This is a genomic window from Burkholderia sp. S171, from assembly GCF_009766085.1.
Lineage (GTDB): Bacteria > Pseudomonadota > Gammaproteobacteria > Burkholderiales > Burkholderiaceae > Caballeronia.
Genome location: NZ_LMUF01000039.1, coordinates 205,894 through 217,438, shown reverse-complemented (window position 1 = coordinate 217,438; position 11,545 = coordinate 205,894). Strand labels below are relative to the sequence as shown.

Sequence of the window (11,545 nt, the reverse complement as noted above, 5' to 3'; positions counted from 1 at the left end):
CGCAACGCACGACAAAACAAAACGCCCGATAGCAACATCGGGCGTTTTGTCTTCCAAGGTTCCTGGATTCAACGCTTACGCGACTCGGCGCGCACCGTAATATCGATGAGTCCAATAGGCGCTTTTCATCGATTCGATGCGAACGAACGCACCTTTCTTCGGTGCGTGAATAAACTGATTCTCACCGACGTAAATGCCAACGTGCGTTGCTGTACCGCGAGTTGTATTAAAGAACACGAGGTCACCGGGATGCAAGTCGCTTTGCGCCACCGCCACGCCTTGACGGCTGATTTGCGCTGAAACTCTCGGCAATAAAATTCCCGCTGCCTTCGCGTAGACGTAGCGCACGAAGCCGCTGCAATCCAGTCCCTGCGCCGGTGTATTGCCACCCCACACGTAAGGAACGCCAATCATCGTCTCGGCCTTTTCCAGAACCCCCGACAGTCTGGCACTGGGCGCAGTCCCGGCTATGTCCTGTTCCTGGGTGGCAGATTCCTGATTTCGGGCAGGATCATAAAGTAACGCATCGCCATCGAGAGAAACCGGCTCCCTGACTTCAACCGCGCCCGCCGCGATATGTCTATTGCTCGCGAGCTCCAGTGCCGGTGATAGTGATAGCGACCGTGCCCGCGCGAGTGACTGCGACGGCGACAGTGCCGTTGCCGGAACCGACGCAAAGACCGGTCGCTGCGCCAACAAGCTCGCCAAATCCGCCGTCGATGCCGATACAGGCGCCGATGCTGCGGCGACGATCAATCCGCCGACCACGGTCATTAACTGGGCCGAATGCGTTTTCCGCAATCCGTTTCTGACATGTATGCCTGGCGATTGTCGACGCACACCATGAGACAGATCGTTTTTCATTTCAGTCCGCCTCATGACAACGACCACAATCGAAGATTTGTTGCTTGTGCAGTCTTCGACGGAGCCGCTAAAGGAATGCCACGTTTCCGTTCAAAAAGCTTGTAACCGTCCGCTGGTTTTTGACTAATTACTTCACGCTTGGTGGAGACCTCGTTCAATACCGATTTATATTTCCTTTTCATGATTTATACGTATTCCTAATATATTGATTGATTTTAAAAACTACGGCGGATTCAACATATTTCGGAACCGCACCTCTTACAAACGCCTGGCCAGCAGTGACGCCGCCTAAGCTTTCCTCTATTTGTATTTTATTGGGAGGTTATGAGAATCCTCATAGGCGCACTCCCAAAGAAATCATTGAATGAGGGATATGGTCTGTTCAACTCAAGCGAACACCGTGACGTCAAAAAAGGGCGATCCAAAATTCGGATCGCCCCTCTTACTTCGTGGAACAGCGGGGTTTAAAACTCGTAGCCCGCTTGAGCACGCACGCCTGCGTCACCATTCGGCGTAACCGATACCGCCCCGTTCACCAGCCATTTGCTGTTTTCCGATCGATACGTCGCACCGGCAGCAAACGCGTTGTAGCCCTTGTAGTTGGCCACGCCCGCACCGACTACCGTCTTGCCAGGTGAGCTCGGCATCAGGTTCGGCATTGCCATGGCTGCAGCAACGCCACCCAGTGCAGCTCGTCTTAGCGACGTCATGCTCGTGCTCACATCATCACGCAAGGCGTTCAACTGGTTCACGTTTGTCGCGTCAGTACCATTCACGCCTGGCGCTACGTTGGTCACGCGGCGCTCGTTGCCAGCCGATCCGACAGACACCGTGTTCGCTTCATCGGCGACCGAATTCGCGCCCAACGCGACCGAGTTATCAGCCGTCGCGCTGCTGTTTCCACCGAATGCAACCGAACCGCTTCCCGACGCTTGCGAGTTTCCACCGATCGCGACAGCGTTGCTTCCCGAAGCCGCGGCGTTTCCACCGAATGCCGCCGATGCATCGCCGGAGGCTGTCGCATTAGCGCCGGCTGCGGTCGAGTTATCGCCAGAGGCTGTGGCGTTGCCGCCCATTGCCGTGGAGTCGTTTCCCGATGCCGTCGAGTTCGATCCTGCCGCCATTGAGCTGGCGCCAGAAGCGTCCGCATTTGTTCCGATTGCCGCTGCCCCGTCTCCTGTGGCTGACCCTGTCGATCCTGCAAAACCCGAGCTCTCGAAGTTCGTGATTGCGGTTTCGACTGCCGAGACGCGTGCGTTGGTCGCGCCAAGTTGGCTGCCGTTGACTGCATCCGTGCTGGTCGCCGAAAGATCCCCGTCCGCTACGTTGGTCAACTGCACGGCGGCACTTGCATCGGTTCCGCCGAGCGTGACCTTGCTGTGATCGGTGGAATCGTAGGCCACTGCGTTCGCAGCCGTCTTCGATACATCGGCGAGATCGCCTTTCATGCCTGCGATGTCCGCGCTATTTTGCGTGACGCGTCCATCGAGGTTGCTGACGGCTGAACCGACATCGCTGACCTGTTTGCCGTCGACCGTGTACGAGGGCGCCGTGACGCCGCCGTTTGCGTCGACGCCTGCGCCGCCACCCAATGCCGCGGCAACGCTTGTCGATGAATGGAACAATTGCGAGCCATTGACCGCATCCACACTAGCGCTGTTCACCGCACCGTTCGCCACGCCGGTGAGGACGCGAGCGCCATCCAGCCCGGCGAAGCTGAATACGCTGCCGCCCGTATTCGCGCCGACGCTGAGCGCCAGGGTGTCCGCATCCTGGCGAACGAGCCCGGACGTGCCGTTGTTCAAATCGTTCATCGACGTGTTGAGGCTGGCGATATCCGCGGTGTTTTGCGTGACGTTTTCCGTGACCGAGTACAACTGCGAACCGTTCACTGCGTCCAGGCTACTCGCCGATACATCGCCGGCCTTGACGTTCGTCAGCGCGACCGGTCCTGCCGTCGGATCGCCGAGCGTGATCTTGTCGTGACTGCTTGAGTCGTAGCGAACCGAGTCGGCGAGAATCGCGCCCTGCTCGCCGACGCTTTGTTGCACGGCGAACAATTGCGAACCGATCACGGCTTCCGTGCTGTCAGCCGTCATTTGTCCGGCAGCGACGTTCTTGATAACCGTACCGGCCGTGCCGGTGAGGGTCATCGAGGCGTGTGACGCGTCATCGTATTTCACGGCGTCGGCCATTTGCGTGTTCAGCGTGCCGATATCGCTGGTGTTTTGCGCGATGGCCGTTACGTTCGTCGCGATATCGCTCGTGTTTTGGGCGATGTTGCTCGTGTTAGCAGCAATCGCCGACGTGTTTTGAGCCACGCTTTGGTTCGTTGCGTAGAGCTGCGAGCCGTTTACCGCGTCCGTGCTGGTAGCCGATGAAACATCGCCTGCCGCCACGTTCGTGATCTTCGTTCCACTCGTGCCGCCGAGCGAAATTGAGTCGTGCTCGGCGCTATCGTATTTCACCGCATCGGCGATTTGCGTGTTCAGCGAACCAACCTGCGTGTTGATCGAGCTGATATCGCTCGTGTTTGTAGCGATGGCCGACGTGTTGGTCGCAATGTCGTTCGTGTTCGCGGCGACGGCCGAAGCGTTGGTCGCAATGTCACCCGTGTTCGCGGCAATGGCCGAAGCGTTGGTCGCAATGTCGCTCGTGTTCGCGGCAATGGCTGAAGCGTTCGTCACGATGTCACTTGTATTTGCAGCAATCGCCGTTGCGTTCTGAGCCACGCTTTGGTTCGTTGCGTAGAGCTGCGATCCGTTTACCGCGTCCGTGCTGGCACCCGCAGCGCCGTTGGCGTACGATCCGTCTCCTAACGCGTTGTCGGCAGGACCCACTGTCGTGGCCCCATTGCCACTGGTAGTCGATGCCATGACCCCGCCGGCAGCGAGGACCAGCGCTACCGCTGCCACCGCCCGCGCCACCTTCCCGCCGCCCTTCCCGCGCCCGCGACACAATTCCGATGCAGCAACCCAAGCACCGAGAGCTTCGCTCCAAACTGATTTAAAGACCTTGTTCATACTGAATACCTGCCAAGAGTTGTGCGGAATGTGTCTGACGCGAAACAAATCTACGAAACGACTTGTCTTTACGAACAGGAAAGTGAAACGATCCGCGACTCTACTCAGCACAACTTGACATTCGAATCAGATTTGTCCTAATAAGAAAGGTGCCGTTGTATGCGCCACACCCTTTCTATCTCTTTAAAGATTCATCAAGCGTCGTTAGCGCATTTGCGTTACATGTGGCGAGGACATGCCCAAAAAAAGCGGTGACCCATACCCTCGGTCACCGCTTGGTCCACATCTCAGTCAACCGTTATCCAATAGTCAGGATGACGGATAAATTCTCCTGCTTACCCCCCGTTGCTCACCGCCTTCCCCACCCGCGCATTCGCCGACGCCACCGCCGTCATGTTGATGATCCGCCGCACGGTCGCGGCCGGCGTGAGAATGTGCACCGGTTTATCCGCGCCAAGCAAAAACGGCCCAACCGTCACGCCTTCGCCGCTCACCATCTTGAGCAGGTTGTACGTGATATTCGCCGCTTCCACGTTCGGCATGATCAGCAGATTGGCCTCACCCGTCAGCTTCGACGCCGGGAACGCAGCCTTGCGCACAACCTCCGACAACGCGGCATCGCCGTGCATCTCTCCATCCACTTCCAGATCCGGCGCACGCTCGGCGATCAGCTTGCGCGCCTCGGCCATGCGCTTCGATGAAGCCGTCGGCACGCTGCCGAAGTTCGAGTTCGACAGCAACGCGACCTTCGGCGCAATCCCGAACTTCTCGATTTCACGCGCCGCCAGAATGGTCATATCGGCGAGTTGCGTGGGCGTTGGGACCTCGTTGACGTAGGTATCGCTGATGAAGAGGTTGCGTCCCTGCAGCATCAGCAGGTTCATCGCGGCAAAGTTCTCCACGCCTTCCGCTTTTCCCAACACTTGCTCGATGAATTTGAGATGGTCGTGATACGTGTCGATCATCCCGCAGATCATGCCGTCGGCATCGCCCAGACGAACCAGGATCGCGCCGATCAACGTATTGAACTTGCGCAGCGCGGCCTTGGCGTTGTCCGGCGTCACGCCCTCGCGTGCAGCAATATTGTGATATTCCTGCCAGCACTTCTGGTAACGCGGATCGTCTTCCGGATTCACTATCTCGAAATCGGTTCCCGGTTTCAGCTTGGAGCCCATCTTCTGCAGGCGCATTTCCACCACCGCCGGCCGCCCAATAATGATCGGCTTCGCGATCTTCTCCAGCAGCACGAATTGCGCAGCGCGCAGCACGCGCTCGTCTTCGCCCTCGGCAAACACAATGCGCGCGGGCGCTGACTTGGCCGCCGCGAACACCGGCCGCATCACCATGCCCGTACGATAAACCGTCGTGCCCAGTTCCTCCCGATACGCGTCCATGTCGTGGATCGGACGCGTCGCCACACCAGAATCCATCGCTGCCTGTGCGACGGCCGGCGCGATCTTGATGATGAGTCGCGGATCGAACGGCTTCGGAATCAGGTAGTCCGGACCAAACTCAAGCGAATGACCTTCGTAGGCCTTCGCGACTTCATCGCCTTGATCCGTCTCTTCGGCCAGTTCCGCGATCGCGCGCACGCACGCGAGTTTCATCTCTTCGGTGATCGTGGTCGCGCCCACATCCAGCGCGCCGCGGAAGATGAACGGGAAGCACAGCACGTTGTTGACCTGGTTCGGATAGTCCGACCGGCCAGTGGCGATGATCGCGTCCGGGCGCACTTTCTTCGCTTCTTCCGGGCGGATTTCCGGTTCCGGGTTGGCAAGCGCGAGGATCAACGGCTGCGTGCCCATGACCTTGACCATTTCCGGCTTGAGCACGCCGGCGCTCGAGCAGCCGAGGAACACGTCGGCTTTGTCGATAGCATCGGCGAGCGTGCGGTCCGTCGTATTCGCGGCGTACCGTTCCTTCGATGGATCCAGGTTGCCGCGTCCTTCGTAGATCACGCCTTTCGAATCGCAGACCAGGATGTTGGCTTTGTTCAAGCCCAGGTGGACGAGCAAATCGAGACACGCGATAGCCGCAGCGCCCGCGCCGGAACAGACCAGCTTCACTTCGTCCAGCTTCTTGCCGACCACTTTCAAGCCGTTGAGAATCGCCGCCGATGCAATGATCGCCGTGCCATGCTGGTCATCGTGGAAAACGGGGATCTTCATGCGCTCGCGCAGCTTCTTCTCAATATAGAAGCACTCCGGCGCCTTGATGTCTTCCAGGTTGATGCCGCCGAGCGTGGGTTCGAGCATGGCGATGGCATCGACGAGTTTGTCCGGATCGGTCTCGGCGAGCTCGATATCGAACACGTCGATGCCCGCGAACTTCTTGAAGAGACAGCCCTTGCCTTCCATCACCGGCTTGGCGGCGAGCGGCCCAATGTTGCCGAGACCCAACACAGCCGTACCGTTGGTCACCACGCCGACCAGATTGCCGCGCGAGGTGTATTTCTGGGCGTCGAGCGGATCGTCGAAGATTGCCATGCAGGCAGCGGCCACGCCCGGTGAGTAAGCCAGCGACAAATCCAGCTGGTTGGACAAGGGCTTGGTCGGCGTGACCGAGATCTTGCCGGGCTTCGGATACTGGTGATACGCGAGGGCGCTGAGCTTCAGTTGTTCGTCCATGATTGACCTGAGACGTTTAGGAAAAGAGTGAGAAAAATAGGCGAAATGGAGGGCTAGGACACTGCGCTCGGGACGGTCAAATCTCATGTGGCCGCCCGGCCAGTCTGATGACGCTGCGCACTGGCGGGGCGTATCGGAGACAAGCGCGTGTGCGCTGACAGTGAAACACCTGGCCGTAGCATTTTTCGGGGATAAATAGTGTACACCGCGCGAAAAAATTGACGCGCAGCACCATTTTCGACAGAAAGAGCGCGTAAGCACGCCAAAGCGCGTGCACCGATTGCTCAGCAAGTCGCGGCAACGCCAGAAACAACAAGACAAATTCCGGCAACGAACGGCGGTTTTGCGTTTCGTTCGTGTCATGTCAGTCGGGTAAAATCCCGGCCTACGCGCGCATCGAACGCCGTCGACATCTGCTCGACCGGACACTACCGCTGCGCCACGCCGTCGCTTGATCGCCGCCCCAGACGGGCTCCCCGCGCCAACTCAAAATTGCAAGGATTCGCCCATGACAGGCTTCGACCGCCAGACGATCTCCGACACCACCGCCAAGATGCTGCTCGAAGTCCAGGCCGTGCATTTCAACGCGGACAAGCCGTACATTTTTACGTCAGGATGGGCGAGCCCGGTTTATATCGACTGCCGCAAGCTGATCTCGTATCCGCGCGTACGACGCGCCCTGATGGAGATGGCCGAGACCACAATCCTGCGTGACGTTGGCTATGAGCAAATTGACGCAGTCGCAGGCGGCGAGACGGCCGGCATCCCGTTTGCCGCGTGGCTGTCGGACCGGCTGATGGTGCCCATGCAATATGTGCGCAAGAAGCCGAAGGGTTTCGGCCGGAACGCGCAAATTGAAGGGTTGTTGACTGAAGGCCAGCGCGTACTGCTGGTGGAAGACCTGACCACCGACAGCCGCAGCAAGATCAATTTCATCAACGCGCTGCGCACGGCTGGCGCAACAGTGAATCATTGCTTCGTCCTGTTTCACTACAACATCTTCAAGGAAAGTGTCTCGGTGCTGAAAGATATCGACGTGGAATTGCACGCGCTCGCCACGTGGTGGGACGTGCTGCGCGTCGCGAAGGAAGCGGGCTATTTTGAGACAAAGACGCTGGATGAAGTCGAGAAATTCCTGCATGCGCCGGCACAATGGTCGGCCGCGCATGGTGGCGTAACCGTGGCACCGCAATAATCCCGTTTCGCCTAAATATTGTGTAATAAAAAAAGCCGCCCGTTTTTTATAAACGGGTGGCTTTTTTATGCAACAAGACAAATGATAATTACGTATTCACGGGAATAGTATCGTCGAGATTTCCATCACCTACATATGCCGATAGATTCAATAAACCATTGCTCTGGGCATATTGAAACAATTCAGAATCCCGTTCAATTCCCAGCTTGCGCATGGCGGTATTCTTTTGCGTACTGATCGTTTTAATACTGCGTTTCAACTGGGCGGCAATTTCAGTAATGGTCATGCCGGACACGAATAAACGCACCACTTCCAGCTCCCGTTTCGACAACACCACGTCGCGCTGCTGGCCACTCGCCGACAAGCCCATGCTGTCGAGCGCCAGACGCACCGACGGCCCAATATATTCCTGCCCTCGCATGACGTGAACGATGGCCAGTCCGATGTGGCTCAGATCGTCAGATTTATTGATCACGGCCGTCACACCCACCTCGCGCAAGCGTTTCAGGAGCGCGGGATTTTCCAGCATGGTGAGCACGACGATGCGCACCGTCGGAAACTGACGTCCGATATAACCCAGCAATGGCATGCCGTCGCCATATTGGCCGCCCGGCATCGCAAGGTCGGACACGACCACGTCGCAGGGCGATTTTTGCAAAAGCTGAATCAATTCCGTCGATTGACGCGCTTGCCCAACCACTTCGATCTCGGGAAACTTCAATAGCGCCTGCGCGGCGCCAAACAGAATAACAGGATGGTCATCGGCAATAATGACTTTTATCCGTTGACCCATTATTTACCCCTCGCTCGTAAATGAACAAATCCCTCGCGCATTATAGGCAATGTGCTCTTACTCATTACATTGGCCCTTCAGCCGAATGAGCGAAACTGCGGCTAAACCCGAAGTCACGGTGTTGACCCTTACTGAGTCTTGTTTTTAACATTTGAAAAATTTTGTCCTTTCCCGCGATGTTAAACTTGAATCCAGCTCTAAGCCAATTTCTGAGACAAAATACATCGTTACAGTGGGTGAAACGCCAGATTTGGCCGCGCCCGTGACCGGAGAACTCGCACCATGCGCTTGGGGATCGGGCTTGTGGTTTGTGCTGTGTACCGCGCTGTTGATTGGCGTGTCGATAAGTTCCGAATTTTCCGCCGGGTGGTGCTGCTGCCGGTTTTCTGCGCCGCGATGGTATCAAATGCGCCGCGTGCGGTCGCTGAAGTTATCGCCACGGCCCCTTTCACGTTGACAAGTACCGACCTCCGCCCGAACCAGGCCGTGCCGCTCGCGCTCGTGTTCGACCAGACCGACTGCAAAGGCGGCAACCGTTCGCCGCAATTGTCCTGGCGCGGCGCGCCTGCAGCCACGCAAAGCTTCGCGGTCACCATCTTCGACCCGGACGCCCCCGGCCGCGGCTGGTGGCACTGGGCCGTCGCGGGCATTCCCGCGAACGTCTCGCAGTTGCCGTCGAACGCAAGTGCCTTGGGCGTCTTGCGCAAGATGGGCGCAGTGGAATCGCGCAATGACTTCGATATCGACGGTTATGCAGGCCCCTGCCCACCACCGGGCAAACCACACCACTACATCATCACGGTCTACGCACTCAACAGCAGCGACTTGCGCCTGCGCCAAAGCAGCCCTTCGCTCATGTTCGAGCACGAAATCCGAACGACAACCATCGCCAGCGCGCAACTCGTGGTGACCTACGGGCGCTGAACGTCCTTCATGGCCTGTCGGCAGGTCCAATTTGGCTTTGCTAGACTCGCCGGTGAACTGTCGTTTGCCAGCGTCGTTTTTTGGCAGCCGGCAAAGTTATCGCGAAGACGCATGGTTCCGGTTGTTCTTGCGCAACCCGCGGCATTGTGTCGCAAACGGGGAAATGAAATGCCGAAAATCGTTATCGTTTATCACAGCGGCTACGGCCACACGAAAAAAGTCGCCGAAGCCGTGCTGACCGGCACGATCGACGCCGGCGCGGACGCGAAGCTCCTTGCCGTCGGCGACCTGGACGACGCCGGCTGGGCCGAGCTCGACGCAGCGGACGCCATCATCTTCGGCACGCCCACTTACATGGGCGGTCCGTCAGCAGACTTCAAGAAATTCGCCGATGCCAGCTCCAAACCGTGGTTCGCGCAATCCTGGAAGGACAAGATCGCGGCCGGGTTCACCAACTCGGCAACCATGAACGGCGACAAGCATTCGACCATTGCCTACCTCATCACGCTTGCGATGCAGCACAGCATGGTCTGGGCCGGCACCGGCATGATGCCGTCGAACACAAAGGCGGCCACGCGCAACGATCTGAACTTCGTCGGTGGTTTTTCGGGCTTGCTGACGCAATCGCCGGCGGATGCATCGCCTGACGAAGCTCCGCCACCCGGCGATCTGGAGACGGCCAAAGTGTTCGGCGCACGGATCGCGGCCGTGACCGCGCGCTGGAACGCAAAGTAGTTTTTTCGGCGGCATTGCAACGTTTTTCAGGCCGATCGGCTGATGTGCCCGGCAATGCCATCGCGTTGTCGCGGAAGCGCATTAAAATGGTGTTTTGACCGCGCTCGGACACCATGACGTCCGGGCGCGACCGACCCAGCGAGATCGAGATGACCACGAAAGTATTTGTCGACGGACAGGAAGGCACCACCGGCCTGAAGATTTTTGAATATCTGTCCGAGCGGCGTGACGTCGAGGTGTTGCGTATCGATGAAGCGCGGCGCAAGGACGTGGAGGAGCGCCGGCGGCTGATCAACGCGTCGGACGTTACGTTCCTGTGCCTGCCGGACGCGGCTTCGCGCGAATCGGTTTCGCTGGTGAACGCGGAAAATCATCGCACGGTGGTGATTGACGCCAGCACGGCGTTCCGCACGCACGACGACTGGGCATACGGCCTTCCCGAACTCATGCCGGCGCAGCGCGAGCGTTTGCGCACTGCGAAGCGCATCGCGGTGCCGGGTTGTCACGCGTCGGCGTTCCTGCTGGCCATGAAGCCGTTGGTGGCAGGTGGACTTGTTTCCACCGATTTCGCCGCGCACGCGTATTCCATCACCGGTTACAGCGGCGGTGGCAAGAAGATGATTGCGGACTATGAAGCGGGCGGGAATCCGAAGCTCGACAGCCCGCGGCCGTACGCTTTGGGGCTTGCTCACAAGCATCTGCCGGAAATGGCGGTGCGTTCGGGACTGAAGCACGCGCCGGTGTTCACGCCTATTGTCGGCAACTTCCTGAAGGGACTCGCCGTCACCACGTACTTGTCGCCGAATCAACTGTCGCGCGCCGCCAAGCCGCAAGACGTACAGGCATTGTTGGCCGAGTACTACGCGAATGAACCGTTCGTGCGCGTGCTGCCGTTCAACGCGGACAGCAATCTCGACGATGGCTTCTTCGACGTCCAGGCTTGCAACGACACCAACCGGGTCGAGCTGTTCGTCTTCGGCAACGAAGAGCGATTCGTCACCGTTGCCCGCCTGGATAACCTGGGCAAAGGTGCGTCCGGCGCGGCGATCCAATGCATGAACCTCGCGATTGGTACCGACGAGGAATCCGGGCTCGCGCGCTAAGCGACTATCTGGTCGAGTAAAAGCTGAGCGCGTCAGGCGCTCAACTTAGCCAAAAGCCAAAAGAAAAAGCCGGTTTCCGCCATTGTGCGAAACCGGCTTTTTCACGCCTGCGTTTTCCTCGGCCGCATTTCCAATCACTCGATCAGCACCTCGGCTTAGTTTTCAAATCCCGGCCTCGCAATTCTCAGGCAGGTCAAACAGAACTTCCGTCGCGTTTTCCATAGGGATTATCCTAATTTATTTACGAACGTTCGTTCGTCGATGATTACGCGTTTTCGCAC

At 58.2% G+C, this 11,545-nt stretch carries 8 protein-coding genes; 4 read left to right on the top strand and 4 right to left on the bottom strand.

Features of this window, described 5'->3' with window-relative positions:
• Positions 1-75 precede the first annotated feature (75 nt).
• From GSQ93_RS21670 to GSQ93_RS21660, 3 genes are all read right to left on the bottom strand, one after another.
• Positions 76-774 (bottom strand): C40 family peptidase, encoded by a 699-nt coding sequence (locus tag GSQ93_RS21670; RefSeq protein WP_158937686.1) that lies wholly within the window; start codon positions 772-774, stop codon positions 76-78.
• Positions 775-1,328: 554 nt separating this feature from the next.
• Positions 1,329-3,887 carry an ESPR-type extended signal peptide-containing protein gene (locus GSQ93_RS21665; RefSeq protein WP_158937685.1) on the bottom strand — a complete coding sequence of 853 codons (2,559 nt, stop codon included), beginning with the start codon at positions 3,885-3,887 and terminating at the stop codon, positions 1,329-1,331.
• A gap of 335 nt (positions 3,888-4,222) precedes the next feature.
• Positions 4,223-6,514 carry an NADP-dependent malic enzyme gene (locus tag GSQ93_RS21660; protein ID WP_158937684.1) on the bottom strand — a complete coding sequence of 764 codons (2,292 nt, stop codon included), beginning with the start codon at positions 6,512-6,514 and terminating at the stop codon, positions 4,223-4,225.
• Positions 6,515-7,022: 508 nt separating this feature from the next.
• On the opposite strand from GSQ93_RS21660, the gene GSQ93_RS21655 reads away from it, so the two are divergent.
• Positions 7,023-7,709 (top strand): orotate phosphoribosyltransferase, encoded by a 687-nt coding sequence (locus GSQ93_RS21655; protein ID WP_158937683.1) that lies wholly within the window; start codon positions 7,023-7,025, stop codon positions 7,707-7,709.
• 88 nt (positions 7,710-7,797) lie between these two features.
• Here the strand turns inward: GSQ93_RS21655 and GSQ93_RS21650 are convergent, their stop codons facing one another.
• Positions 7,798-8,502: a response regulator gene (locus GSQ93_RS21650; protein ID WP_158937682.1), complete on the bottom strand. Its 705-nt coding sequence runs from the start codon at positions 8,500-8,502 to the stop codon at positions 7,798-7,800.
• A gap of 396 nt (positions 8,503-8,898) precedes the next feature.
• Between GSQ93_RS21650 and GSQ93_RS21645 the strand changes: the two genes are divergently transcribed.
• The 3 genes from GSQ93_RS21645 to argC all read left to right on the top strand — a co-directional run bounded on the left by GSQ93_RS21645 (position 8,899) and on the right by argC (position 11,264).
• A complete protein-coding gene (locus GSQ93_RS21645) occupies positions 8,899-9,426 on the top strand; it encodes a YbhB/YbcL family Raf kinase inhibitor-like protein (RefSeq protein ID WP_158937719.1) in 528 nt (175 codons plus the stop codon).
• A gap of 168 nt (positions 9,427-9,594) precedes the next feature.
• On the top strand, positions 9,595-10,161 hold the full coding sequence (locus GSQ93_RS21640; protein WP_158937681.1) for a flavodoxin family protein: 567 nt from the start codon (positions 9,595-9,597) through the stop codon (positions 10,159-10,161).
• Positions 10,162-10,310: 149 nt separating this feature from the next.
• Positions 10,311-11,264, top strand: coding sequence for an N-acetyl-gamma-glutamyl-phosphate reductase (gene argC, locus GSQ93_RS21635; RefSeq protein ID WP_158937680.1), 954 nt, complete (start codon positions 10,311-10,313; stop codon positions 11,262-11,264).
• The last annotated feature ends 281 nt before the right edge of the window (positions 11,265-11,545 follow it).